A 26,393-nucleotide genomic window follows, 5' to 3' on the forward strand; every position below is an offset into this window, starting at 1 on the left:
TACTGTTTTAGGTTTGATACATATAGATGTTGATATAACAGTAGATGAGAAGTAAATCTTATCTTTTTAATAAACGAATATGATTGTTTGTGTTTTTACTTTGGTTAGGAAAAGCGGAACAGTTAGATATATTTCAGATTAAGATAATAAGGGATCTTTTAGGCGACAATAATTAAAAGATTTCTGACAGATTATCTGTCAAAAACTTGTGCTTAGGCACTATTATAAACTAACATAATAAGAATAGAGTATAAGTAGTTTATTACTTTATTACTCATTGAAAAACATTTTACTATGGCTACAATACATGATGAGAGTTTCCGTGACTCCATAGGTACAATTGACAAAGATGGTAAAAGAGCTTGGATCTATCCTAAAAAACCTTCGGGCCCTTTTTATAATAAACGTAAGATCGTAAGTTACGCTCTTATATTGTTTCTTTTTGCGGCGCCATTTATTAAGATAAATGGGAACCAGTTTTTATTGTTTAATGTAATAGATAGAAAGTTTAATATTTTTGGTTTTCCTTTCTGGCCACAGGATTTTTATCTTGTAGTAATATCTATGATTATAGGGGTAGTTTTTGTTACCCTATTTACAGTTTCATTTGGTCGTATATTTTGTGGTTGGATCTGTCCTCAAACGATTTTTATGGAAATGGTTTTTAGACGTATTGAATATTGGATTGATGGTGATAGAGGGGCTCAAATGCGTTTAGATAAACAACCTTGGACTTCTGAGAAGATTAGAAAGAGAGTATTAAAGTGGTTTATTTTCTTCGTTATTTCCTTTTTGATTGCTAATGTTTTCTTAGCTTATATTATTGGAAGTGATGTAGTCCTTCAAATGATGAAAGATGGACCAGCAGATCATATGGGACGTTTTATGGGACTGATGATATTTACCGGAGCTTTTTATTTTGTATTTACATGGTTTAGAGAGCAAGTATGTGTTATCGCTTGTCCTTATGGTAGATTACAAGGAGTATTATTAGATAATAAATCTATAATCGTAGCTTATGATCACGTACGTGGTGAAGCGACAAACGGAAGAGCTAAGTTTAAAAAAGGGATTGATAGAACTGCAGAAGGAATTGGAGATTGTATCGACTGTAAACAATGTGTAAATGTATGTCCAACAGGTATTGATATACGTAATGGTACTCAGTTAGAGTGTGTGAACTGTACAGCTTGTATTGATGAGTGTGATCACATGATGGAGAGTGTTGGTTTACCTACTGGTTTAATACGTTATGCATCTGAGTCAGAAATATCAGAAGGTACTAAGTTTAAGTTTAGTCTACGTCAGAAAGGTTATGTAGCTGTTCTTTGTATCCTAATGACTATTCTGGTAGGGTTATTGTTCTTAAGAACAGATATTGAAGCTACAGTGCTTCGTGTAGCAGGTCAAACTTATACACACGTCACTGTAGATGATAAAGAGAATATTAGAAACGTTTATACCTTTAAGGTAGTAAATAAAACGATGAAGGATTTCGAGAATGTAAGCTTTAAGTTATCTTCACCAGAAACAGGTGCTATTACTTTAGTAGGGAACCCAATTATAAAAGTGGAGAAAGAAGGTTATGCAGAAGGAACTATGTTTATTGATGTTCCACAGTTCTTGTTAGAAAGTCATCGTACAAAAGTTAAAATAGAGGTTTATGAAGGAGATAAGTTGATTCAAACAACATCAACAAACTTCTTAGGCCCTAGAACATTGGATTAATATTAAAATTTGTTAGGTATGAAGTTTAATTTTGGAACAGGTATTGTTATTGCTATGGGGATTTTTATGGTCTTCATTCTGCAATATGTTATAAGAGTACAGATTGATAGTAAATATGATAATGAGTTAGTTACTGAGAATTATTATCAGCAAGAAATAGAAGTAGATGGTAAGCACGATAGAGAAGTAGCTGCATTAAAGCTTGCAACTCCAGTGTCTATCGAATCAACTACTACAGGAGATATATCTATTGTGTTTCCTTCAGATTTTGACGCAAAAAATATTACAGGAAAAATATTCCTATACAGACCGTCTAACCAGAAATTAGACTTTGATATGCCTATATCACTGTCTTCTTCCAATTTGCTCATACCTAACAATACGCTGGTAGACGGTCGTTGGGATATTGCAGTAGAATGGTCTTATAATGGATCAGATTACAGAAATAAACAAAGTTTAACTGTAAAAAAAGATTAACTAGTGATTACAGCTCTTATTTTTGGACTGATTAGTAGTCTGCATTGTATTGGTATGTGCGGACCTATAGCTATGATGTTACCAGTTTCTAAGAGTAATGGTACTAAAAAAGCTATGCAGATATTCACCTATCATTTAGGGAGAATATCTGCATATTCTATTTTAGGACTTGTTTTTGGTATGTTTGGTAAAGGTCTTTACTTAGCAGGACTACAGCAGCAGATGTCTATTGTTGTAGGGATTTTAATGATTGTCTTTATATTAATACCACAAAACAAGCTTGGAAACTTTGGCTTTCTAAAGCCTTTTTACTTTGTAGTGAGTAAGATTAAAACTAAACTAGGAGGTCAGTTTAAAAAACAAAATAAAGGAACATTATACTTTATTGGTTTTTTTAATGGCTTTTTACCATGTGGTATGGTCTATGTAGCATTGTTTGGCGCATTAGCTACACAGAGTGTATCTATAGGGATGCTTTATATGGCTCTATTTGGAGTAGGAACCATTCCTTTGATGAGTTCTATTATTTATGTAAGAGATATGTTTTCTCCTAAAGTAAGAAACGGTATTATGAAGTATTACCCTTATGTTATTGTAATCTTTGGAATGTTGTTTATTATACGTGGCCTAGGATTAGATATTCCTTTTTTATCTCCAGATAATTTAAATCTTTTTGTAAGGGGAGAGGCTGATTGTTAGTTAAGTACGATTTATTTTAAATAAATTGTATAAAATGATGTGACTTTTTTCAGAATTATTGTCTTAAGTGTATAACGATAAAGTCATCAACGATTTTTAATGCTATGAAAAGGAAAAGATATGTTGATTGTTTGTTACTTATAATTTATCGTTATAGTACTTAAAATAAAAGTATAAAATTGCGCTATGAAAGAAAAAAAGCTGACCACTGGTCAGCTTTTTTTTATATGCTTAATGACTGCTTTTTAAGATAATCTATAGCATGTCTTCCTTCATTGAATAATAAGTCTAGAATACTTAGATTGTTTAAGTAGCCATGTTTTTCATCAAAAACTTGGATGTATGGAGTGTAGATATTAGTATCTTTCTTACCATTTATTAAAGTTCTCAAATCAGTAATGTCATTACTTACTTCTTTATGGTAGTCTTTAGTTTGTTCATAAGGGAGGTCTATCCCTAAGCAAGAACATAACACTTCATGTATTTGAAGGTTAAGATCTAACATAAACTCTGGTTTTCCTTCAAAAATAGGACGAATCTCATCTTCAAAGTACTCGAAGTAAGGAGAAGTTCTATAAGCTGCTTCTAGGCTCTTAAAATGCTGTTTTTGCCAGCCAAAAGCATGCTCTATTCTTACATCCTTATATTTTTGTTTAGATTCTTCTGAGTGCTTGATCGGAATATTAAGCATTTGCTTTCCATTAGCACTATAGATGAATGTTCTATTTCTATTGGTTTGCTTTTGAAAGTTATCTTCCATCTCAAATGTTATTTTGTCTGCTTGTAGCATAGTTACAAAGTGACTGATAGAAGGGAAGTAACTAGGATGAATAAGTATGTTATTCATGTTTTAATTTAATATTTTGAATTCTTTTTTTCTTTTCTCTTTTTGTAAGTATTATAACCTACTAAACCTATCACAGCTACTAAGAAGTAAGGGAAGTAAGAAGTCTGCTTACCATTACCATTAACTGTAGTAAACATTCTATCCCAACGAATCTTATCTAATGCTTTTGACCATGGTACGTATTGATCTAAACTTAACCATACAAAAACAGGTTTTCCTACAATGTGATCTTCAGGTACAAATCCCCAATATCTACTATCTTCAGATCTGTTTCTGTTGTCTCCCATCATGAAGTAATAATCTTGTTGGAAAGTGTATTTATCTGTAGCTACATCGTTGATATAGATTTTATTGTCTCTAACCTCTAATTTATTACCTTCATATACCTGAATAACTCTTTGGTACATTGGGAAGTTATCAGCATTTAGAGTAATTGTTTCTCCTTTAGCAGGGATATGTAGAGGACCTAAGTCATCATTTGTCCAAGTTTTAGAGTTATGAGGGAATATTACATTAGCATACGCTGCTTGAATATACGCTTTAGCTTCTTCTGGATATCCTTTTGTAACACTTACTATTTGAGACATAGACTTTAAAACTTCAACATTCTCATCTGTTAAAGCAGCGAAGATTAGAGTTTTCGGATCATTGTTAAAGTATTCAATACCCTCTCTTGTATCTAGTCGTTTTACTAAAGCATTTAGATCTATTGGTGTACCGTCTGTTTTTACAGTATACGTGTTCTGTAATTTAGCACGATCATTTAGTTTTAGTTTCTCATTATTGATGTAAACATCACCATTAACTAACGAAATGTTTTCTCCTGGTAAACCTACAGCACGTTTAACATAGTTTGTTTTCTTGTCGATTGGTTTATCTACAGCAGGTCTTCTAAGTGGATCGTTGAACTGATAAACAGTATCAGTTGGCCAGTTGAACACGACGATATCGTTGTGTTGTATCTTTTGAAAACCAGGTAATCTAAAGTATGGTAGATGTGGTTTCTTTAAGTAAGAATTTTTCTTTGTAAATGGTAAAGTATCATGTACCATTGGTAACGCTACCGTAGTCATCGGAGTTCTTGCCCCATAGTGAAACTTACTTACGAATAAGAAGTCTCCTACTAGTAAAGTCTTTTCTAATGAAGACGTTGGTATTGTATAAGGTTGAATTACATAAGTGTGAATCACTGTAGCTACTACAACAGCAAATAGAATAGAACTAACTGTCTCACCTGAGCTTGTAGCTGCTTTTGTACTTCTGTTTTCTACATATTTTACATCGACAGCATAGTTGATATAATAGATATAAAGACCTAGTGTTACTACTCCTAGTATAGTGTCTACTGTTTTGTTTTTTCCGAAGCTTCTAAGTGTCTCTACCCAAACTACTGGAAACATGATTAAATTCACAATAGGTACAAACAATAAGATAACCCACCATCTAGGACGGTTAATGATTTGCATTAAGACCACAGCATTATATACAGGCACGATAGCTTGCCAGCTTTTCTTTCCAGCTTTTACGTATAATTTCCAAGTTCCAAGAAAGTGTATAACTTGTACTAAAAGAAAAAACAAAAACCATTGAGACATTGTCATAGTTTAATATTGTTTAATGATTATTAGTGAAGGTAATTATTTTTTTAGATTCAGAACATCTTTCATAGAGAATATTCCTTTTTTATTTTGTATCCATTCAGCAGCTACTACTGCTCCTAAAGCAAAGCCTTCTCTATTATGAGCTGTGTGCTTGATCTCTATCTGATCGATAGTAGAGTCATAGAATACACTGTGTGTACCAGGCACGCTATCTATGCGTTTTGCATCGATATGTATCTGATTAGTATCTGGTGTATCTAATGTCCACGCTGTGTAATTCGTGTTTTCGATAATACCATTAGCCAAAGAAATAGCTGTTCCACTAGGAGCATCTAATTTTTGGGTATGGTGTATTTCTTCCATAGATACTTTATAATCATTAAGATTATTCATCATCTTAGCTAAATAACTGTTTAGCTCAAAGAATAGGTTTACTCCTAAACTAAAATTAGATCCATATAAAAAAGCACCATTGCTTTTTGTACATAGATCTACCATCTTATCATATTCTTCTAACCAACCTGTGGTACCTGATATAATAGGGATATTTAGTTCAAAACAAGTTGTAATATTCTGTACAGCAGCAGAAGGCACACTGAAGTCTATCGCTACATCTGCATCTTTTAGTCCTTCATAAGTATCAGAACTTCTTTTGCGAAGTACTATTTCGTGACCTCTTTCTATGGCAATTCTTTCAATGATTTGACCCATTTTGCCATATCCTAATAAAGCAATTTTCATTGGATAAATATTTTAAAAGCGATATTCTACATTTATCGCGTATTGGAACTGATTTTGATTCTGAAGATTCATTCTGTCTATCTCAAAGGCAGGCTTAATAGTCAAGTTCTCATTAACGTTGAACTGCATTAAGTGAGCATCTACGTTAGCGTCGATGATACTTAGAACATAAAAACCAACTGTGATTACGACAGATAAGTCTCTATTACGTCTATAGAACTTTTGAGCTTCTAATATACGATCGTTGTCTAATCCTCCAAAAGTAGGGTCGTTAGGATCGTTAACACCTTGTAGACGTTTCTTATATTCGTCTCTATATCTATTATACTGTCTTTGGTTATCCATCCAGAAGTATGTAGGTATTCCTATACCTGCATATACTAATGGTACTTTCCAATATTTCTTATTATAGATTTGACCTACTCCAGGAATAACAGAGGCATAGAATGCCGCACGAGAAGGAGCTACAGGATCTAATGGTTTATAATCTGCAGACTCTTTTTTCGTAGTAGGTTCATCTTCTTCACTTACAGACTGTGCATAGGTGGGGTGACAGACTGCTCCTATGAAGAATAATAGGATTAATAACTTGTGTTTCACTAATTTTCTAATAGTTTGATAATACGATTTAAGTCTTCTTCAGAGTGGAAAGGAATAGATATCTTTCCTTTTCCATTATTAGAAACTTTAATATCTACTTTTGTTCCAAAGAATTGTCCGAATGATCTCGAATAACTTTCAGGAACATTAAACTCTGTATTTTTCTTAGGTAGAGCAGGTGATACTATACCTCTTAGTTGTTCTTGATATTTTTTTACGATAGCCTCAGTCTCTCTTACAGATAAGTTTTCTGTAATGATTTTGTGATAGATATCTGTCTGTACGTCTAAGTCTTCTATATTAATAATGGCACGACCATGTCCCATAGTGATAAATCCATCTCTTATCCCTGTCTGAATGATTGGATCTAGACGCAGTAGGCGCAAGTAATTAGCAATAGTAGAACGTTTCTTTCCTACGCGATCACTTACTTGTTCTTGTGTCAGATTTATTTCTTCCATTAGACGTTGATACGACAGTGCTATCTCGATAGGGTCTAGATCATGACGTTGGATATTCTCTACTAAAGCCATAGTTAGAGACTCATTGTCATTCGCTATACGGATATAAGCAGGTACAGAGTCTAGTCCTACTATTTTAGAAGCTCTTAAACGGCGCTCACCAGAGATTAATTGATATTTATTGAACTCAATTTTTCTAACGGTAATAGGTTGTATTACACCTAATTCTCGAATACTTGTAGCTAACTCTTGTAAAGACTCTTCGTTAAAGTTCGTTCTAGGTTGGAATGGATTTATCTCAATAGAGTCTATGTCTAACTCTATAATATTGCCGATTACTTTATCTGCATTATTATCTTCAATTGATCTAATATCGTTATCTGGATCTTTTAATAGAGCCGATAGTCCTCTTCCTAAAGCTTGTTTTTTAATTGCCTTTGCCATAATATTCTAAATAATAATTCTAGAGAAATCTAACTATTTTTTCGAATAATTTCTTCTGCTAGATTGATGTAATTCGTAGCTCCTTTACTAGTAGCGTCATAGTTAATGATACTTTCGCCAAAGCTAGGTGCTTCACTTAATTTTACATTTCGCTGGATAATAGTATCAAATACCATATCGTTAAAATGTTTCTGTACTTCCTCTACCACTTGATTAGACAAGCGTAAACGAGAGTCGTACATCGTTAATAACAATCCTTCTATATCTAGATTAGGATTGTGTATTTTTTGAACACTTTTAATTGTGTTTAATAATTTACCAAGACCTTCTAATGCAAAGTACTCACATTGAATCGGAATAGCTACAGAATCAGCAGCTGTCAACGCATTTAAGGTAAGTAGACCTAAAGAAGGAGCGCAGTCGATTATGATATAATCAAACTTATCTTTGACAGATTTAAGTGCTTCTTTAAGCATATATTCTCGGTTTGGTTTATCCACCAACTCAATTTCAATAGCCACTAAGTCAATGTGGGCGGGGATTAGATATACATTCGGAGCTGTACATTCCACAATAGCTTCTTCTGGCGTATTACTGTGCTCTAATATTTCGTAAGTACCAATCTCTACAGAGTCTACATCGATTCCTAATCCTGAGGAAGCATTGGCCTGAGGATCTGCGTCTATGATAAGTACTTTTTTCTCTAGTGCTCCTAATGAAGCAGCAAGATTAACTGATGTTGTAGTTTTTCCTACACCACCTTTTTGATTAGCAATAGCAATGATTTTACCCATTTTACCAAAAGAATGTTTTTATAATTGGTAAAAATACGATTATTTGCGACTCTACGAAATCTTATTTATCAACATTTCCCTAAATACATTAAAATTCAATATCTTATAAAAATAAATGCCATCTGTGCTATAAATGGCATTTATTCACTAATATCTTTATTTTAATCTAAATATGTTTCTGTAATAGTTAATATACTAGTTTTTGCTTTGTATTACAGAATGACAATGTCAAATTCTTGATTTAGTGGCTCTAATTGTGCAAATAGTACCTTGATCAGATGGTCTCCATATTCTTTGTAATACACAGAGAAGTTAACGATACGCTCTTGTAGGCTATTATTAGGGAATAGTTCATTCTGTAATAATGTAATGCGCTCTAGCTTGTCAGCGTGATTTCTTTTCTCAGCGATACGCAGTCTTTTCTCTAAGTTGTCTAATCCTTTTAGTTGTTTGACTTTCTGTGCATTTACTGCTCCGATAAAAGATTTATCCGTTTGTAAAGCTATTTCTTCTAGTGTTTTGAACTGCTCTTCTAAGAACTGGCGTTGTTGTTCAAAATCAAATTGAATAGAAGAGAACTCTTTCGTTTTCGCATTGATTAAGTAACTTTGTTTCATGAACATATCTTTCCAAGAGAGCTCTAGTTTATCCATTTTCTCTACTTGTTTAGAAGTCGCTAATAGCACTGAATTTCTCAGTAATAGCATCGGGAAAGTGATCTTGTGTAAATCAAATACTTTCTTCAATTCTAACCAGTATGCCAATTCTCCACCACCTCCAGTATAGCATAGGTTAGGCAATATTACTTCTTGATATAACGGTCTCAGTATCACATTGGGACTAAAGCATTCTGGGTGATTCTCTAGTTCTGTTAGTATTGCTTCTTTAGTGAAGGTGATCGACGTATTATTTACCTTATATACCTCATCTTCATAGATAATTCTTTCTCTAAGATTATCCTGTATATAGAATAAGTTTATATCACGAGGGTTGACCTGTATGAAGTATTCTGATAGGGTATCATAGCTTTTTTCAACTTCTTTGATAGCACTCTGATGAAGTAATTCTTCTTTGATATGAGGAGCAAATAACTTTTTCAGTTCAGCGTCATCACCATCTATGATTACCAGTCCATACTCTGCGAATAGTTCATTTGCTAAGTAACGTGTAGCATCCGTCAGATTATCGTGTTTTAGATAAGCATTTTCGAATAGCTCCTTGATATAAGTAGCATTACTACCTACTCCGATATGAGATTGGAATACTTCATATACTTTATCGAGACCTTCTGTACTTAATCGTCCTACAGGTCCTTTGCTCTCTCTGTTCCAGCAAATCACTTTTTCTTCAAATACGAAGTGATTAATTTCTTCGAAGTCATGATCTTCTGTTGCCATCCAGTATACTGGGACAAAGTTTTCGTTGGGATACTTAGCTTTCAGTTCTTTGGCTAAGTTAATCACAGAGATGATTTTGTATAAGAAGTATAACGGACCCGTAAATAAGTTTAACTGGTGTCCAGTCGTAACTGTAAATGTATTTTCTTTCGCTAATGCGTTTATATGCTCTAAAGTCTTCTCAGAAGTCTTTGTGTTTTTATATTGACTTAACAACGCCTGACAGAGTACACTTCTGTGTTCTATCGGATAGCTAGCACGCTTCTCGTCTAACTGTTGTTTAAAGTTTTCTATAGTAGGAAAGTGATTATATAAGTGTTTTAGATTAGCCTTTTGATTAAGGTAATCTACCATTAGTTTTGAAAAATAGCCCGCGTTCTGAAACGTAATTTTGTCTAAAGGCATAGTGTTTATTTTTTGCTAATTTAAACAATAATCAGTTTTTAAATGAAGGTTTAACGTTGTTTAAAGATTAAAGTTTAATTTAAAAAAGGAAACAGAGTAGAAGGCTATTAAGACTAATCTATCAATAAATCAATCGAGAATAAGGTATAAAACATTATTCTCTCCTTACAAAGAACCATCCTTTATAACAATTAAGTTCTCTAATAGGAGCTGTGTGTTGTATAATCTTTATATGCTGATATAGGAGCTGAGGCAGAGAGGCCATTATCTCTGTGACAGCGATATCTATAGTCTCGTAATCCTCTTCTGTAGGGATGGTATTTGTATAAACATATAGAGAGATTGTATCTTCTGTATAGTCATAAGCGATAGCTCTGATATGATAATCTATGACACCTAAGAAAGCGGGTATCATGGCTAATAGTATATCTTGTTGTTGCATAGTGTATATTTATAAACAGTATTGAAGGGCATGGAGCACGCTCTCTTCTAAAGAGGTAAATGACTTACAGTTCTCTTTATATAAGGGGGCTTCCCAGTCATAATTAGAAATAACTTGTACACAGAAATGGCCATCGGCATCAAACTCTGGATACCAACCAATATCAAGTAAGGTATGGTTGCCAAACTCTGCTTGAAACAAATCTTCTTTTAACTCATCTATTACCTCAGCAGGAGAGCCATTAAAATTTAAATGAGATAAGGTGTCATACGTGATGATCCCTTTATGTCTTTCTATAAGTAACTTTATCATTTAGAAGATGTATTTGTATTTGAACATATTACTTGTTATTGAACTCGATTTCTTACGATGTCTATTACAATGGTTGATATGGTGTTAGAAAATTCATTTTAGTAATTGAATTACCCTGGTTAAAAGTACTTTATTTTAAAAGAATTATATCAGTTAAAAAATCAATTCATCTTTTGAAGAATAAAAAACATAAATAAGTGTACAGTTAAGAGTAGGATTATAATCAATAACTGTACAGCTATAGTAGGACGAGACAGTCTTTTTTTGACGTGGTCGCATAGTGGTCGGCTTGTGGTCGCATAGTGGTAGCATAATTTTAGCCTATTTTAATGCGACCACTATGGTATCACTATCCCATAATATTACTATCGTGCTATGCCTTATTAGTAAGTGAATAGTTGGAGAAGGAAGCTTAAGGAGATGGAGAGCTTGTATGTAGGAGATTTTGTTAGAGCGCGATATCTTATTTGAACCTAATTATTAGCAGTAGAGTAGGTGTTATCTTATCCCTGATTATAGCTAATTATGCCCTATATCGTGTAGTTTGTTATGGTTTATGATTATAGGATTTGATATATAGGGGTTAAAATCTTTTCTTTGGAACAACTAAACTCTTTAACTAGATGATTGCACAAGAAAAGAGATTGTCCTATCGGTATTCATTAGGACATCTGATATTAAATATATTGTTGACCATTCTGTTTTGTAGCATTGCTACAATCAGTCACGATGTTGGTGATTATTGGTTTGTGATTATAAAGTATGTAATTACGGTGTTAGTTACATGTATAACAGTGAGTCAGGTTATATACCTCTGTACTGCTTATATAAGAGGAGATAAACTGATACTCAAAAAGTACTTTAGAAGTGAGAAACAGTATACAGCTAAGCAGTTAGTCAATATAAAAAAGTATAAACTTGGACGTATTCACCTCATCATGGTATCTATGAAGAGTGTAGATGGAAGCATAGAAAGATATATGATTATGAATATCTATGCATGGTATGCACAGTCTGTATATGATGCTGAAGAGGAATTGAGTAACTGGTCTGAGAAGTAAATTATAATGATAAAAACTGAAGTAGAGAGAATAAAAATATCCCCCATTAGAACAGATAAGATATTGGGAACAGTGATGTAAGTAATCTATAAAAAAGAGAGTTTTGGGAGCGTTCTCTTGATATGACAATAATAGATTACCTTACAGGAAATACAATACTTATCTACTAATGAGGGATACGATGTGCGCAGTGCTGGGGAGAACACTGTGTTAGTAAAGACCTTTTATAAACTGATAGTCTTTTTCTTCTTTAATTTCTTTTTTCCACATCTCTTTATTCTTAGAAGAGTAGAGATAGATTTTAATCACCTTAGAAATGATAACACCAGAGATGATCAGTATGGCTAAGATGAGAAATAGTGATATCGTAATAATCATAGTCTTCTTATTTAATGTTTAAGATATATTGAGTCAGATCTTCCATATCCGTATCATTGATCTGAGGGAATGTAGGCATCTGTGGTGCATCAGGACGTTTCTTACCTGGAGACTTAATCCACTTGATTAGATCTGTTTTATTGTTTGCATATATTTCTTGCATTTCTGTCACAGGAGGCCCTACTAGTGGTGTCTTCTCTTTATGACAGGCAGCACAGTAGCTATTAAAGACTGCTTTACCCTTAGCTGTATTATCACCAGAAGCTTCGGCAGTAGCTATCGCTTGTTTTTCTTCTTCTTGTTGGTTAGCTGCTTGTTCTCTAGCTTCTTTTGATGCTTGTTCAAATTCGGCTGTCTTTTGAGCCATCAGTTCTCGGTGTGGGTTGATAGCATTCGCTCTATAGACATGGCGTCCACTTCCCATGAATACGACTACAATCCCCATAGAGATCACTATTCTTCTGAAGTATCTGTCTAGTTGGTCATCTGTACCTCTTAGTGTTTTGATCATATAGTACACTGCATATACAGCTACAGCTACACCAGATAAGATCACTCCCATCATAGCCCAACTAAACCCTTTGGCAGGTAAAGTAGCCATCACGATAGGGCCAAATAAGAACTGAGCTACTGATGCTCCTAACGCTAACTGATACCCAAGACGTTTAACCTTCGCTCTAGTGAATACTTTAAAGTATTCTTCAAAAGGATAGTTCTTACGTCCCATATACCAAGTGATAAATAGACCTGTCAGGGCTAGTGATGCACAGATAAAATGGAAGTATCTCGGGAATACATTTGGCAAGGCTAAAGCAGATAAGAATCCTCTTACACTCATCCATTTTTCAGGGAATAACATCAGATTGATATTCACTAAGAAGATTAGGGGAATGAATAAGAACATAATCACTGCTAGAGCATTGATAGATATGTGTAACAATTTCATATTCGCCATTGCTTCCCAAGTGTACTTGTGTAAGTAGGTCAATAGGAAAACAATCGCTACCATAGGGATAATCAATATCCACATAATCCCTGTCAAGGAGTTAGCTGTGTAAAAATAGATTGTGTACAGTGCATTAATACTCAGTAGAGGAGCTACCCCTAGTACTACAGCTAATGATTTGTTTACTGTTATTGTCGCAGCTATTTCTTGTGCTAGTACATCGTATTCTTTGTTTTTAAGTCCTTTTATTTCTGCCCATAGCGTAGCTATAGAACCTCCTACCATTAAGTTTACAAACACAATATGTGCTAAGAATGAAACTACTAATAGAATAACTAGTAACCATTCTGGTAATGGTAAGTCTAAGGGTATATCTTTAGGTAATGGAGTATTATTCATCTTTGTTATTGTTTGATTTTTGTTCTATAAAGTGTTCTACAGAGTGAGTAGGGTTAAGATGTGCTCCAGCACTCTGTGCCCCTTCTAGTGTCGCACCACTCTGTTGTAAATAGAAAATATAATGTGCTAGTGCATCTAGTTCTTCTTCGTTACCTGGATAAGGAGGCATATAGGTTCTACCGTTGTGCATATTAGGTATATATGCTTTCATCGAGTTGATATCTAAAGGCTTTCCTATTCCATACATTTTTTCGAATACGAATATGATAGAGTTAATCCCCTGACTGGTATGACATCGAGAACACGCTATCATAAACACATCTTTACCAGCTTCTAGTTTATTCTCTTCTGTAATCTCTGTGATAGAGGTATAAGTAGAGTGCTTCAGGATACCGTCTCGCTGTAGCAGAGGATAGTCTTCTTCTCTGATCAGGTTAGAGTACATATAGTTACCGATGACATAAGGCTTACGGATAAATTCTCGTACACGTTCGAATATTCCTAAGAAACCAAGCGATAGTACAAAAGGAACGATCACAATGATAAGATTGACTTTCTTAGGTTTCCACAGTGTCCAGATTGCTAACAGAGCTAGTGAGCTAGTCGCTATTAGGATAATGTATTTTAATAAATCATAGTATTTCGCAAAGTCCATAGTACCTACCGCTGTACTCATATTCGCTGTCATCGCATCAGGTATCACGTTATAGTAATAAATAGAAGCTAGAATAGATAGTGGTAACCATAGTAATACCCATATAGCTGTAGTCTTAAGAGCCGTAGGTCTGATCGCACTAGACTTCTTAGTGAATAACATAATCAGTAAGAAGCCAAAGGCTCCTGCTACGACCATCGCTGTAGGTGTTCTAAATAATAGTTGGGGTAAGTAAATAGGGTTAGTCAATGCACTTACTAAAGATTGTTCTTGTATCCAGTTACCAGGATCCATCATAAATCCTAATATCGCTACGATAATAGCCATAGTCAGCCATGAGAATCCAGAAAGGAACCAACCGAATCGGATATGGCGTTGTTTAGCACGTAGAGATTTATTAGAGTTCTTCCAGGTTAAGAAGTAGATCATGATAAAAACTACTTCTAATACGAATACAATCCATTCTGTAAACCATCCCCAGTAGAAAACACGGATTAAACTACCAATAGAGTTAGGACTAATTAGTGCTGCTGAGAACCATATACCGACTCCTGTCATCGCTCCCATTGTGGTCGTGATCACAAAGCCAACCATCATCATACGGTGTACCATCTTATCCCAGGCAAGATCAGTGATGTCTTCTGGTCCACTTTTGACTACTCCTTGTTGTTCTAATAATGTAATATAAGGCAAGAACCCAACGGCTAGCCCATGGTTTATAAATACGTGAATAATCGCTATCATCGCAATGAGGAAACGATCGTTCAACCAGTCTAAATGAAATAGAGGGAAATCCATAATGTATTATTTTTCAGCAAAGTTAGAACCCTACCTACTGAAATATATTACACTAAACGTGGTGATATTTACACTAATCAATTTAGAACAGTGTGATAAAAGCGAATTGTATTTAAGTAATCAATTCTTAGTTCTGTTTTCTGAATTCTTCTGGGGATAGCCCTGTATTCTTTTTAAAGAATCTAGAGAAGTAAGCATTGTTCTTAAAGTCGAGTTCATAAGAGATTTCTGTAATCGATAAATCGGCATTGACCAATAATCGTTTACATTCTAAGATCACTCTGTTACGGATAACTTCACCAGCTGTTATTCCTACTACCTTTTTGCATAAAGAGTTGAGGTGATTAGGAGTGATGTGTAGCATATCAGCGTATTCTCCAGGTAATCTCTTCTCTATAAAATAGTCTTCTACAAGCTTCTCAAAATTCTTAATGATGAAGTGTGCACCCTTCGTCTCATTAGGTTCTTCTGGCTCGAATACTTTCTTGACTAAGAATAGCTGTGTCTCTAAGAACAGTTCTAACATTAAGACTTTGATATAGTCTTTCTGTAAAGGTTGGTTTTCTGTATAGGCATAATACATCTTTTCGAACTTAGTGTGTAGTGTCTCATAGCACTTCTCACAAGAGAACTTAGAGTACTGCGCATTACCTCCGAAGAAGGTAAACTCCTTTAGATAGTTCGGGTTAACTAAGAATGTACGCAGAAAGTTATCATTGAAATTGATAAGAAACCCTTTGGTACCAGGTTCGAATTCCCATTTGTGTACTTGTGAAGGGTTGAGATAAAATAAGCATTTTTCCTCAATAGAGAATTTCTCAAAGTCAATAGAGTGTATTCCCTTCCCTTCTGCTACGAAGAGGATTTGATAGAATGCATGTCTGTGAGGAGCAGACACCATATTCGGTCTATTAGAAATAAACTCTTCAAGTCGATATACTACACAGTCTTGTGATATATTATTATTGTCGAGTAGGTTACAGATGTTGTAAATTGGAATACTATTGTTCTCCATATTTCTAATATTTTAGGCAAAGATAGGAATATGTTAAATTCTTTAAATGGTGATTGAATAGAAATAAGTTATGGTGTGATTAAGATTTAGTACTTTAGACTAGTATAATCTGAAACACGAGCTAGGATGGAAATAAAGATAACTACAGAGATAGATGATGGTAATGCGATGGCGATTAAGGAGATCTTATCTTCTTATAATGTAAGTCATACGACACATTTATCAGAATGTATCAATGAATCACTAGAGATTACTTTAGCGGAAGAAGGAGAGGTGATAGGCGGGTTATTGGGCCGTTCATTATGGGGAACACTAGAGATACAGAATCTCGCTGTGAAAGAGAGTCATAGAGGACAAGGTCTTGGTAAGAAACTCATGGTAGCAGCAGAGCAGGTAGCTGTAAAGCGCAACTGTAAGTATATATCACTGAATACTTTTTCGTTTCAAGCTTCTGACTTTTACCAATCTTTAGGTTATGAGGTTTTCGCAGAAGAGAAGGACTATCCTTTAGGGTATGCTAAGATATATCTGCGTAAGGTGTTGTAGGGGATTATATGTATTGGGTTAGGTCAAGGTACATTTGTCTTGTATCTTTATTTTTATCATTATCTGATAAATATTTGAAACCTAACCTTTCGTAAAACAGCAATGATGTTTGATAAGCATCAACTGTTATAAACTTACAAGCTTGATGATTATTTATTTCAATAGCATTATTGATTATTGTATTAATGATTAGTCTGCCTAATCCTAAACCTTTAAATGTTTCGTCAATAGCTAATCTTCCTATTTTAATAGCAGGAAAGGATTTTAGATGTCGTTTAGGATGAGAAAGGAATGTTTTTAAGAATCGATTAATTGCACTTTTACTTGTAAAGGTAGTATCCTCTACACGTAAACAGTCATTAAAAAGAGTGTAATAAGCAATCGTTCGTTCTTGATTTTCCAAAATAAAAGTAGTCGCTAATAATTCTTTTTTATAGTGTAAAGCTTTACTAAATAAGAAAGAGTTAAGGTCTTTATCTCCACAGTCAAAAGGTTTTAATTCATGACTTTCTAATAGTAGAAGAAAACTTAGTTTAGAAAAGTCAATAATAGGCATATACTAGATTTTCTTAAATAGTGAGTTTAGTATAGAGGCATCCTTGCGAATCTGTTCTAATCTCGCATTATCTTTAGGGGTAGATTTGTTCGCTTCAATTTGTTTTAGAAAACGAGCTGCATCTTTACCTTTTAGAGTGGGTGTTATTTTAATCGGTTTTGCCATTTTATATGTATTTAATGCAAAGATATATAAAAAGTGTTTTGTAAAGGTTTAATTTATTGATTAAATGTGTGTTAAGTTTGTTTTTTGAAAAGATTAAAAGTGAATGCTTTACAGTTTTTTACTCGGTTGAATAGTAGTATCTTTGCACTCCAAAATTAGATACAGTGAATACAACAATAGCATTTATAACTCCTCCGTTTACACAGTTAAACACACCTTATCCAGCGACAGCATATATTAAGGGGTTTCTGAATACCCTAAATATAGATAGCTACCAAGCAGATTTGGGAATAGAGGTTATATTGAAATTGTTTAGTAAACAAGGTTTGATAGACTTGTTCGACTATGTGCATGAACACATAGAAGAGGTCTCTCCTAATATACATCGTATCCTCGCTTTAGAAGAGGATTATATCTCTACTATAGATGCTGTGATAGCTTTCTTACAAGGAAAGAACTCTACATTAGCACATGCTATCGTACAAGAAGATTACCTTCCACGAGCATCTCGCTTTGAACAACTAGAAGAATTAGAGTGGGCATTCGGTACAATGGGAATACAAGATAAGGCGAAGCACTTATCTACACTGTATTTAGAGGACTTGTCTGATCTCATTGTTGAGACAGTAGATACCAACTTTGGGTTTAGTAGATATGCTGAGCGATTAGGTCGCTCTGCTCATACCTTTGATGAGATGTATGATGCACTACATCAACCCTTGACTTATATCGATGAGATTACCCTTGATCTATTGCAACAGTTAATAGATAAGACTAATCCTAAGATAATGGGATTCTCTGTACCCTTCCCTGGTAATTTATACAGTAGTTTTAGATGTGCTCAATACATTAAGAAGAATTATCCTCATATCAAGATCACAATGGGAGGAGGGTTTCCTAATACAGAGTTACGCTCTTTAAAAGATGTGCGTGTATTTGAGTTCTTTGATTTTATCACTTTAGATGATGGAGAGGCTCCACTAGAAAACTTGATTCTCTATGTAGAAGGAAAGATAGCACAAGAGGAGTTAAAGCGTACGCTTATTGCTAAAGATGGTGAGGTAGTGTATATCAATAATCCGCTGAAGCGTGACTATAAACAGGCGGAGGTAGGTACTCCAGATTATTCGGACTTACTGCTGACAGAGTATATCTCTGTGATAGAAGTAGTGAATCCTATGCATCGTATGTGGAGTGATGGACGATGGAATAAACTAACGATGGCACATGGATGTTATTGGGGTAAGTGTACCTTCTGTGATATTAGTTTAGACTATATCAAGGTATATGAACCAATAGCAGCTAAGCAGATTGTAGACCGTATGCAGACGTTAATTGAGCAGACAGGAGAGACAGGTTTTCACTTCGTAGATGAGGCAGCACCGCCAGCACTAATGCGCGAGGTAGCGTTAGAAATCATCAGACGTAAACTAACGGTATCATGGTGGACGAACATCCGCTTTGAGAAAAGCTTTACGAAAGACTTGTGCTTACTATTAAAAGCTTCTGGATGTGTAGCTGTATCAGGAGGATTAGAGGTAGCTTCAGATAGGTTATTAAAATTAATAGATAAGGGAGTTACGGTAGAACAAGTAGCTCGTGTGAATAGAAACTTTACGGAGGCAGGTATCTTAGTACATGCTTATCTAATGTATGGTTTCCCAACACAGACTGCACAGGAGACAATAGATAGTCTAGAGATGGTGCGTCAGTTGTTTGAAGCAGGAGTAATGCAATCGGGCTTTTGGCATCAGTTTGCGATGACTGCTCATTCTCCTGTAGGTATGAACCCTGAAGAGTATAAAGTAGAGCGCGTAAACGCTGAGATGGGGACATTCGCTAATAACGATGTACCTCACGTAGAGATGAACGGAGCGATACATGATAAGTTCTCTTTTGGACTGAAGAAGTCACTGTTTAACTTTATGCATGGGATGTGCTTTGATATGCCATTACATGAATGGTTTGATTTTAAAGTACCTCGTACAAGTATATCACCTGATTATATATTCAGTTGTTTAAACAACGAACCTTTGACAGTGTATAAACCAAATCAAAAGGTAGTATGGTTAGGGACATTCCCTTATATCGAGTACTTTGAGAAAAAGAAGAAAAACAGAGTATTCGAAATGGCACAATTGGTTTTCTATACTAAAAAAGATACGATAGGCGTAGATGTAGATAGAGTGGTAGGGGATTGGTTTGTACATTTTGTGGAGACTTTGAAGGAGAAAGCTTCTCAGACGATGACTTACCAAGAAATGAAAAAGAGCTTTGAGGAGTTTACGAATGAAGACTTTGAACCATTCTGGTATTCTAAGCCAGCACAAGCATTAAAAGATATGGCACTACTAGTGCTTTAAAGATAAAAAGCCTCGCAAATGCGAGGCTTTGTTATTCTTATTGTTTAGGTTTATCTTGTTCTTTTAAACTAATGTTCATAAAGATTGTTCTGTGATTTGCTTTGATAACAGCATCTTTAGCAGGAGTGCTGTTGTATTGTACAGGTTTTAATTTATGGATTGCACCAGTGATAGGGTCAACAATAAGTCCTATTATCCCTCCAAAACCAATATTACCAATGTACCAAGCATTAAAGCTTCTTTCAAAATCAGTTTTATAAGTGTCATATCCTTCACTTGCTATCTTAAGTGTATAAGATTGGTTCTTCTTTAATTTAGTGTTATATGGTGTCTTACCTACTTCTTTATTGTCTATATAGACTGTAGAGTTCGTAGGAGTAGAGTAGATCTCTATTTTTTGTTTACTTCCAGATACGATAGTAGCACAACTTGTATTTAATAATAGTAATGCAGAAGAGATTAGTAAAAGTGTTTTTTTCATTAATTGTTATTTTTAAGTGTTTGTGTTTTATAATAATCAACGTCTACTCTATGGCACGTACTCCATAGGTTAGGACGTTTGTGTTTTGTTATTTTAATGACATCTGCTCCAAAGTCTTGAGCAATTTTACGAGCATTACTTAATATATAATTTAGGTTGCAGTTGACAGAAAAACCTGAATCTCCAAATTTGCTACTACCTACTTTTGTATTTGGTGTAGGAACATCTTCATTAAGTTTAAGTACTATAACTTCTGTATTAAGTGGTGTGTTTACTTTTGTAGTACTCATAGTAGTACTCATCGAAGAACTGCATGCTCCAAGAGCTATACAAGTGATTAAAAGAAATATTTTTTTCATAGTAGGTAAATTTGGGCGCAAATATAGTAGTTAAAAATTATAAAAAAATTAAGAGGATGAAGTATTATAAATATTTATAAGGAGTGATGATTTGTATTTTATATATTCCTTTTAAAACTAGAGAAATGACTGTGATGATTAAAAATAGAAAAGCTCCGTTATAAACGAAGCTTTTGATTTTTATTATAATAATATCAGTTTTTTATTTCTTGTGCATATTTGCAAAATGCTTAATATCAACTTCTGCATTAGTAAACTCTTTATTACTAGCATTAGTCATAATATCTCTATCATTGACGAAAGAGTTTATTTTAATAAAAGTTACTAGATTTGGATCATTTAGTTTCTCTACAGTTAAGAAAGCATAATTCTGATCAGTTGTAATCTTTGGAGAAGTAAATTCTTTGAAGTCTTTTATCTCTAGCTTTTTTAAGATGGTTTTATTTTCTTTACGATCATAAGTACCATAGGTGATAATTACATCTATTGTATGTTCCTGTTCGCTGTATGTTTTAATTGTAAAATAGACATCGTCTTTTTTAGAAGAAACATTGTCATCATTAGAACAAGAGAATGTCAATAGAAGAAAGAATAGTGAGAATAATTGAGTTAGTCTTTTCATAGTAATTTTTAATTATCAATAAAGATAATGCTTTAAGTGTTACTTAGTAGCTAATGCTTTGATTTTTAAACATGTTTTGTAATTACGAGTAGTTGCAGTTACCTTGAGTTTATTCTCGATTAAAGCATTGGTAATCTTTGTTTTTCCATATCCAATATTTGCGACGAGGTATATTGCATTATCAGTAGTATGTAGTAATTCTAAAGTATTTTTCTTTTCTTCAAGGCTGTTAATTCCCTCTTGTTGAGGCGTACCATCTATAAAAGTGATATATAACTGTGCTAGTTCTTCTTCTTTAGTAAAAGGATGTTGTACAAGTATTTCTTCGAACTGATCAATATCTAAAGTAAGAGTTGGTACCGTGAGGTTTAGTGTACTCAGTATTTTATCTTGTATCTTCTTTGATAGTATTGAAGAATCTACTTCTACAGATTGGTATATTATATTCCCACTCTGAATATAAGTCTGTACATTCTGTAAACCTAGGTTAATACACAGTTGTTTTAATACATCCATTTTGATGATGTTCTTGCCACTGACATTGATACCTCTGAGGAGTGTGATATAAGTTTTCATTTATTTAATTTAGATTACAATATTAAAGAATAACGACAATAAACTACTAATTTATTGTCGTTAGTTCTTATCTATATATTGATAGAAGGTTTTCCTGATGCAATGGTATATGCTTCTTTTAGCACTTCTGAGTAAGTAGGGTGGGCATAACTTATATTCGCTAGATCTGATGCTGTTACCTCGTATTCGAGTGCTACTACTGCTTGTGCAATTAAATCAGCTGCTCTTGCCCCAATAATATGTACACCTAATACCTCTCCATACTTAGGATCAGTCAATACTTTGACAAAACCATCTGTGTCCATACCTGCTCTAGCTCTAGCATTGGCACTAAAAGGGAACCTGCCTGTGTTATAACTAATTCCGTCAGCTTTTAATTGTTCTTCCGTTTTTCCTACAGATGCAACTTCAGGCCAAGTATATACAACACCTGGGATAGCGTTGTAGTTGATGTGTGGTTTTTGTCCATTGATACGTTCTATTACATAGACAGCTTCTTCCTCTGCCTTATGCGCTAGCATCGCACCTCCGATTACATCACCGATAGCATAGATAGATGGAGCATGTGTTTTGAGTAATTCATCAACTATGATATTGCCACGAGTGTCTAATTGGACATCTGTATTCTCTAATCCTAACCCTGTAGTATAAGCTTTTCGCCCTACTGCCATTAGCACATACTCTGATACAATAGTATGAGATTCTCCATTTTTGTCTTTGTAATGTACTTCTGCTACGTTACCCAGATTATTTACTTGATAAACACTTTTGCCAAGTTGTATGTCTATACCTTGTTTGTTTAATATTTTGTAGAGTGATTTGCCTTGTTCATGATCCATGGTATTAATTAAATAGTCAGCATATTCTACAATAGTCACTTTAGTTCCTATACGATGAAATATAGAAGCCATTTCTACACCAATCACTCCACCACCAATAATTGTAATGTTTTTAGGTTGTTCTGTTAAAGCTAATGCTTCAGTAGAAGTGATAATGCGTTGCTTATCTATTGTGACATTAGGTAATGTAGCAGGTTTAGACCCTGTGGCAATAATAAAATTGTCTGCTGTATAAGTATTCTTTTCTTGGTCATTATTTACTACTTCGAGTGTATTGTTATCTTTAAAAGAAGCAGTTCCTTGTATGTGAGTAATTTTGTTTTTACTCATTAAGTAATCTAAGCCTTGTGTAGTTTTTTGTACAACACCTTCTTTTCTTTTGTATAATTGGTCAAAGTTTAATTGTATACTATCAAAAGAAATACCATGTGCATTAAACTGATGTAAAGCATCGTGATAGTGATGTGTGCTATCTAATAATGCTTTCGTAGGTATACACCCTACATTCGTACACGTACCGCCTAGAGTAGCATATTTTTCTATAAGAGCGGTGTTATAACCTAACTGTGTAGCGCGAATAGCTGCAACATATCCTCCAGGTCCAGAACCAATCACAATAATATCAAATTGTTTCATTGTAATTCGTTTTGTTATTCTGTTATATTTTCAATTAAGATAGCTGTAGCTCCACCACCACCGTTACAGATAGCAGCTACGCCATATCTTCCTTTTTCTTGTTTTAGTACACTGATAAGAGTAGTGATAATACGTGCTCCTGAAGTTCCTATTGGATGCCCTAATGCTACTGCTCCTCCATAAATATTTACTTTATTAATGTCATAGTTTAATAAATGTTGATTAGACAAGATGACCGAAACATATGCTTCATTGATTTCAAAGAAGTCTATATCTGTTATAGTCAAGTTGGCTTGCTTTAGTACCTTTTCTATAGCTAATGCAGGAGTAGTGGTAAACCACTCAGGATCTTGTGCAGCATCTGCATATGCTATGATTTTAGCAAAAGGCTTTAATTGATGTTTTTCTATTGCCTCACTAGAAGCAAGAATGATAGCTGCTGCACCATCATTTAGATTGCTTGAGTTGGCTGCTGTTAGCTTTCCATCAGTACGAAACGCAGGTGCTAATGTGTTAACTTTCTCAGGGATGAGTTTATAGATGTCTTCATCTTTGTCTATTATTATATCCGCTTTTTTAGTGGGAATAGTTATTGGAATTAATTCCTTGTCAAACTTACTTTGTTCAGTAGCTTCTTGCGCTCTTTTGTAAGATAATAAAGCAAAGGCATCAAGTTCTTCTCTAGTGTGTTTGAATTTGTCTATGCCTAGTTCAGCAGCTGTTCCCATATGAAAATTATTGTACACATCCCATAGTCCGTCTTTAATCATCCCGTCTGTTAAGTTTAAATGTCCGAGTTTGTTGCCATTTCTGACTTGAGTATAATGTGGAACATTACTCATACTTTCCATGCCACCTGCTATGACAATATCTTCTAATCCCAACTGTATTTGTTGAGCAGCTAGTATAGTAGCCTTCATCCCTGCTGCACATACTTTATTAATAGTAGTTGCATCTTTGCTAGTAGGTATATTAGCAAAGATTGCTGCTTGTCTAGCAGGTGATTGACCTACGCCAGCGCTTAGTACATTACCCATGTATATACTGTCGATATGCTCAGGTGCTAACCCAATGCTTTTGTATGTTTCTTCAATGGCTATTGCACCTAGTTGAGGTGCAGTAAGTGAAGATAGACTTCCTAAGAAACTCCCTATTGGAGTTCGTTTAGTTGCTACGATAAATACATCTTTCATAAGTTATATTATTTATAATATACCAATCGGTATATTGTTGGTTAAAAAAAAGAGTGAAATCTTTTTATACTGTGATTTCACTGTTTATGATTAATTCTATTCTATCTAAAGAAATATAGAGATGTTTGATATTACCTGTAGTTTTTCCTAACAGCATTCCTCCTTCGATTAGAGATATGAATAAGTAAGCATAGGATTCACTATCTATTTCTGCTTTAAATTCTTTTGTTTGAATACCTTTCTCTATGATCTTGATAAAGATATTCGCTAAGCCAGAGAAAGTCTTTACAACGGCTTCTTTTAGCTCAGGAAAGGTATCATCTGCTTCTGTTGCTGTATTAAGTAGAGGACAACCGCCTAGTTTAAAGAATACCTTCCACTCTGTACGATAGAGCGTCACTATAGCAAGTAATCTTTCTCTTTGAGTCTGATTTTCTTTAGAAATACTCTTTTTAATTTCAAGGTATACTTTATAAGCATTGTATTCAAAAGCAGCTAAGGCTACCTCATCTTTATTCTTAAAGTTGCCATAGATACTTCCTTTAGTCAATCCTGTAGCTTCAGTGATATCACTTAACGAAGTTGCAGCAGCTCCTTTAGTGTTGAATAAATAAGCTGTTTGCTCTATAATAAACTGTTTCGTTTTTTCTGCTTTAGTCATGATTAGAATGTATTACAAGACAAATATAATATAATAATACCGATTGGTATATTTAAGTTGTGTTATTTTTTTACTAACAAATAAATTGTGTTAGTCTCAATAATTAAAAGTAAATTAGAGGTTAAATAAATTGACTATGAGGTATTTAATTTGCTTTTTTACTTTTGTTCTAACAACATCGATGTTAGGACAGGACTTTATAAAGCCGAGTACTCACTTAGAGATAAAGAGATGTTTAGCGTCTATAAGAACGCTCATAACATCATCATTGGTAATGCTAATGCAAGAGAGGTGACATATGAAATGAAGAATAATATCTTTATGAAAGAGTATATCGAAGACCGTATAATAAAGAATCAAGAAGGTGCAAAGTCATTGCAGAAGATACAGATTAAAGAATCTTATACTGCAGATGGCCAGTATATAAAGAAAGAAGAAAAAGTACTTTAAACATATAAGCCTATTAGGAATGTCAAATTCTAATAGGCTTGTACTTATTACTCTTCTAGTTTCTTTAATCCTTGTTCTGTTTTATAAATAATAAATGCTAAACTGAGTATCATCGGTAAGAAGTATAAATTATTCAATAGCTTCGAGTAAGTAGGAAGTAGATATGAGATACCACTGTATATACCCGTACCTATACCTAAGTATACAAAGTACTTACCACTTAGTTTTTGTGCAAACTCCCAGTTGCGTTGATTCTTCATCGCACGGTGTGTGCGGTATCCTAGTATGCTATTTATTGTTTTGACATGAGGAACTAGTAGTCCCAAGACAATAAATAGACACATAAATATAAGTAGTTCTGTTGCTATCATAGTGTGATTAGTATTACAAAAATTAGTACTGCTATAGGTATAATGATATCAAAAGGTTTTATAGGATCAGTAGAGTATTTTTTCTTCGTATAAATATTTACTCCTAATAGAAATACTAAAGGTAAATACATGACAAAAATGTCTCTTATAATTTCCAATCCAGACCATTGATATAGTGCTGCACCTATCAAAATTATTAATGCCACAATTCTTAGAGAATTATTGAGTATGCGAACTATGTTTTTTATATCATAGAGTTCTTGCTTCTCTTTACTCATGGTGTTATACCCTGCTAATAAGTATTTTGCTGTTTTAGGAGTAAGGATAAAACTCAATATGATAAATAATGCAGATGTTATTAAGATAGGCTCCATA

The 26,393-nt window shown here is 34.1% G+C and carries 31 protein-coding genes; 7 read left to right on the forward strand and 24 right to left on the reverse strand.

Annotated features, from left to right (window positions below; translation table 11 throughout):
• Positions 1 to 294 precede the first annotated feature (294 nt).
• The 3 genes from ccoG to MPR_RS03955 are packed head-to-tail and all read left to right on the forward strand — an operon-like array spanning position 295 to position 2,904.
• On the forward strand, positions 295 to 1,728 hold the full coding sequence (gene ccoG, locus MPR_RS03945; RefSeq protein WP_041889364.1) for a cytochrome c oxidase accessory protein CcoG: 1,434 nt from the start codon (positions 295 to 297) through the stop codon (positions 1,726 to 1,728).
• An 18-nt stretch (positions 1,729 to 1,746) separates the two neighbouring features.
• Positions 1,747 to 2,205, forward strand: coding sequence for a FixH family protein (locus tag MPR_RS03950; RefSeq protein WP_041889367.1), 459 nt, complete (start codon positions 1,747 to 1,749; stop codon positions 2,203 to 2,205).
• Between the two features lie 3 nt (positions 2,206 to 2,208).
• Positions 2,209 to 2,904, forward strand: a complete 696-nt coding sequence (locus MPR_RS03955; RefSeq protein WP_041889370.1) for a sulfite exporter TauE/SafE family protein — start codon at positions 2,209 to 2,211, stop codon at positions 2,902 to 2,904.
• 223 nt (positions 2,905 to 3,127) lie between these two features.
• Here the strand turns inward: MPR_RS03955 and MPR_RS03960 are convergent, their stop codons facing one another.
• The 9 genes from MPR_RS03960 to MPR_RS04000 form a co-directional block, all read right to left on the reverse strand.
• Complete coding sequence (locus MPR_RS03960) at positions 3,128 to 3,751, reverse strand: WbqC family protein (protein ID WP_041889374.1); 624 nt, start codon at positions 3,749 to 3,751, stop codon at positions 3,128 to 3,130.
• 8 nt (positions 3,752 to 3,759) lie between these two features.
• Entirely contained in the window at positions 3,760 to 5,352 is a 1,593-nt protein-coding gene (lepB, locus tag MPR_RS03965; RefSeq protein ID WP_041889377.1) for a signal peptidase I, read from the reverse strand.
• Positions 5,353 to 5,388: 36 nt separating this feature from the next.
• On the reverse strand, positions 5,389 to 6,093 hold the full coding sequence (dapB, locus tag MPR_RS03970) for a 4-hydroxy-tetrahydrodipicolinate reductase (RefSeq protein WP_041889380.1): 705 nt from the start codon (positions 6,091 to 6,093) through the stop codon (positions 5,389 to 5,391).
• 12 nt (positions 6,094 to 6,105) lie between these two features.
• Complete coding sequence (locus MPR_RS03975) at positions 6,106 to 6,693, reverse strand: DUF5683 domain-containing protein (RefSeq protein ID WP_006257093.1); 588 nt, start codon at positions 6,691 to 6,693, stop codon at positions 6,106 to 6,108.
• Complete coding sequence (locus MPR_RS03980; protein ID WP_025124439.1) at positions 6,693 to 7,598, reverse strand: ParB/RepB/Spo0J family partition protein; 906 nt, start codon at positions 7,596 to 7,598, stop codon at positions 6,693 to 6,695. The genes MPR_RS03975 and MPR_RS03980 overlap by 1 nt, the downstream gene beginning before the upstream one ends.
• A 29-nt stretch (positions 7,599 to 7,627) precedes the next feature.
• A complete protein-coding gene (locus MPR_RS03985; protein WP_006257090.1) occupies positions 7,628 to 8,392 on the reverse strand; it encodes a ParA family protein in 765 nt (254 codons plus the stop codon).
• A 212-nt stretch (positions 8,393 to 8,604) separates the two neighbouring features.
• Positions 8,605 to 10,194 carry a bacillithiol biosynthesis cysteine-adding enzyme BshC gene (bshC, locus tag MPR_RS03990; RefSeq protein ID WP_041889383.1) on the reverse strand — a complete coding sequence of 530 codons (1,590 nt, stop codon included), beginning with the start codon at positions 10,192 to 10,194 and terminating at the stop codon, positions 8,605 to 8,607.
• A gap of 154 nt (positions 10,195 to 10,348) precedes the next feature.
• Positions 10,349 to 10,636 (reverse strand): MafI2 family immunity protein, encoded by a 288-nt coding sequence (locus MPR_RS03995; RefSeq protein ID WP_041889386.1) that lies wholly within the window; start codon positions 10,634 to 10,636, stop codon positions 10,349 to 10,351.
• 9 nt (positions 10,637 to 10,645) lie between these two features.
• A complete protein-coding gene (locus tag MPR_RS04000) occupies positions 10,646 to 10,948 on the reverse strand; it encodes a hypothetical protein (RefSeq protein ID WP_041889389.1) in 303 nt (100 codons plus the stop codon).
• Between the two features lie 623 nt (positions 10,949 to 11,571).
• Here MPR_RS04000 and MPR_RS04005 point away from each other — a divergent pair.
• Positions 11,572 to 12,009, forward strand: a complete 438-nt coding sequence (locus MPR_RS04005) for a hypothetical protein (protein WP_041889391.1) — start codon at positions 11,572 to 11,574, stop codon at positions 12,007 to 12,009.
• Positions 12,010 to 12,219: 210 nt separating this feature from the next.
• Here the strand turns inward: MPR_RS04005 and MPR_RS18715 are convergent, their stop codons facing one another.
• The 4 genes from MPR_RS18715 to MPR_RS04020 all read right to left on the reverse strand — a co-directional run bounded on the left by MPR_RS18715 (position 12,220) and on the right by MPR_RS04020 (position 16,200).
• A complete protein-coding gene (locus MPR_RS18715) occupies positions 12,220 to 12,387 on the reverse strand; it encodes a hypothetical protein (protein WP_006257085.1) in 168 nt (55 codons plus the stop codon).
• Positions 12,388 to 12,394: 7 nt separating this feature from the next.
• Positions 12,395 to 13,732, reverse strand: coding sequence for a c-type cytochrome (locus tag MPR_RS04010; RefSeq protein WP_041889393.1), 1,338 nt, complete (start codon positions 13,730 to 13,732; stop codon positions 12,395 to 12,397).
• Positions 13,725 to 15,185 carry a c-type cytochrome gene (locus MPR_RS04015; RefSeq protein ID WP_041889396.1) on the reverse strand — a complete coding sequence of 487 codons (1,461 nt, stop codon included), beginning with the start codon at positions 15,183 to 15,185 and terminating at the stop codon, positions 13,725 to 13,727. The genes MPR_RS04010 and MPR_RS04015 overlap by 8 nt, the downstream gene beginning before the upstream one ends.
• A 127-nt stretch (positions 15,186 to 15,312) precedes the next feature.
• Positions 15,313 to 16,200, reverse strand: coding sequence for an AraC family transcriptional regulator (locus MPR_RS04020; protein ID WP_041889399.1), 888 nt, complete (start codon positions 16,198 to 16,200; stop codon positions 15,313 to 15,315).
• Positions 16,201 to 16,326: 126 nt separating this feature from the next.
• On the opposite strand from MPR_RS04020, the gene MPR_RS04025 reads away from it, so the two are divergent.
• Positions 16,327 to 16,746 carry a GNAT family N-acetyltransferase gene (locus MPR_RS04025; RefSeq protein ID WP_041889402.1) on the forward strand — a complete coding sequence of 140 codons (420 nt, stop codon included), beginning with the start codon at positions 16,327 to 16,329 and terminating at the stop codon, positions 16,744 to 16,746.
• Positions 16,747 to 16,750: 4 nt separating this feature from the next.
• Here MPR_RS04025 and MPR_RS04030 read toward each other — a convergent pair whose 3' ends face one another.
• On the reverse strand, positions 16,751 to 17,302 hold the full coding sequence (locus tag MPR_RS04030) for a GNAT family N-acetyltransferase (RefSeq protein ID WP_041889405.1): 552 nt from the start codon (positions 17,300 to 17,302) through the stop codon (positions 16,751 to 16,753).
• Positions 17,303 to 17,305: 3 nt separating this feature from the next.
• Entirely contained in the window at positions 17,306 to 17,467 is a 162-nt protein-coding gene (locus tag MPR_RS18720; RefSeq protein WP_167541463.1) for a hypothetical protein, read from the reverse strand.
• Between the two features lie 164 nt (positions 17,468 to 17,631).
• On the opposite strand from MPR_RS18720, the gene MPR_RS04035 reads away from it, so the two are divergent.
• Entirely contained in the window at positions 17,632 to 19,830 is a 2,199-nt protein-coding gene (locus tag MPR_RS04035) for a B12-binding domain-containing radical SAM protein (RefSeq protein WP_041889407.1), read from the forward strand.
• Between the two features lie 37 nt (positions 19,831 to 19,867).
• Here the strand turns inward: MPR_RS04035 and MPR_RS04040 are convergent, their stop codons facing one another.
• The 7 genes from MPR_RS04040 to MPR_RS04070 all read right to left on the reverse strand — a co-directional run bounded on the left by MPR_RS04040 (position 19,868) and on the right by MPR_RS04070 (position 25,197).
• On the reverse strand, positions 19,868 to 20,311 hold the full coding sequence (locus tag MPR_RS04040; RefSeq protein ID WP_041889411.1) for a PEGA domain-containing protein: 444 nt from the start codon (positions 20,309 to 20,311) through the stop codon (positions 19,868 to 19,870).
• Positions 20,311 to 20,670: a hypothetical protein gene (locus tag MPR_RS04045; RefSeq protein WP_041889413.1), complete on the reverse strand. Its 360-nt coding sequence runs from the start codon at positions 20,668 to 20,670 to the stop codon at positions 20,311 to 20,313. Before MPR_RS04045 ends, MPR_RS04040 begins: the two co-directional genes overlap by 1 nt.
• Before the next feature lie 202 nt (positions 20,671 to 20,872).
• On the reverse strand, positions 20,873 to 21,292 hold the full coding sequence (locus tag MPR_RS04050) for a hypothetical protein (RefSeq protein ID WP_041889416.1): 420 nt from the start codon (positions 21,290 to 21,292) through the stop codon (positions 20,873 to 20,875).
• A gap of 39 nt (positions 21,293 to 21,331) precedes the next feature.
• Entirely contained in the window at positions 21,332 to 21,868 is a 537-nt protein-coding gene (locus MPR_RS04055) for a DUF1697 domain-containing protein (protein WP_041889419.1), read from the reverse strand.
• Positions 21,869 to 21,939: 71 nt separating this feature from the next.
• Positions 21,940 to 23,343, reverse strand: coding sequence for a dihydrolipoyl dehydrogenase (gene lpdA, locus MPR_RS04060; RefSeq protein ID WP_041889421.1), 1,404 nt, complete (start codon positions 23,341 to 23,343; stop codon positions 21,940 to 21,942).
• Positions 23,344 to 23,357: 14 nt separating this feature from the next.
• Entirely contained in the window at positions 23,358 to 24,536 is a 1,179-nt protein-coding gene (locus MPR_RS04065) for an acetyl-CoA C-acyltransferase (protein ID WP_041889423.1), read from the reverse strand.
• A gap of 64 nt (positions 24,537 to 24,600) precedes the next feature.
• A complete protein-coding gene (locus MPR_RS04070) occupies positions 24,601 to 25,197 on the reverse strand; it encodes a TetR/AcrR family transcriptional regulator (protein WP_041889425.1) in 597 nt (198 codons plus the stop codon).
• Positions 25,198 to 25,428: 231 nt separating this feature from the next.
• On the opposite strand from MPR_RS04070, the gene MPR_RS04075 reads away from it, so the two are divergent.
• Positions 25,429 to 25,647, forward strand: a complete 219-nt coding sequence (locus MPR_RS04075) for a hypothetical protein (RefSeq protein ID WP_041889428.1) — start codon at positions 25,429 to 25,431, stop codon at positions 25,645 to 25,647.
• Between the two features lie 47 nt (positions 25,648 to 25,694).
• Here MPR_RS04075 and MPR_RS04080 read toward each other — a convergent pair whose 3' ends face one another.
• On the reverse strand, positions 25,695 to 26,018 hold the full coding sequence (locus MPR_RS04080; RefSeq protein WP_006266446.1) for an SdpI family protein: 324 nt from the start codon (positions 26,016 to 26,018) through the stop codon (positions 25,695 to 25,697).
• The gene (locus MPR_RS04085; protein ID WP_041889431.1) at positions 26,015 to 26,392 is read right to left on the reverse strand and encodes a DUF3784 domain-containing protein; all 378 of its coding nucleotides are present in this window, start codon (positions 26,390 to 26,392) and stop codon (positions 26,015 to 26,017) included. The genes MPR_RS04080 and MPR_RS04085 overlap by 4 nt, the downstream gene beginning before the upstream one ends.
• Position 26,393 lies beyond the last annotated feature (1 nt).

The organism is Myroides profundi (assembly GCF_000833025.1).
In the GTDB taxonomy this organism is placed as follows: domain Bacteria; phylum Bacteroidota; class Bacteroidia; order Flavobacteriales; family Flavobacteriaceae; genus Flavobacterium; species Flavobacterium profundi_A.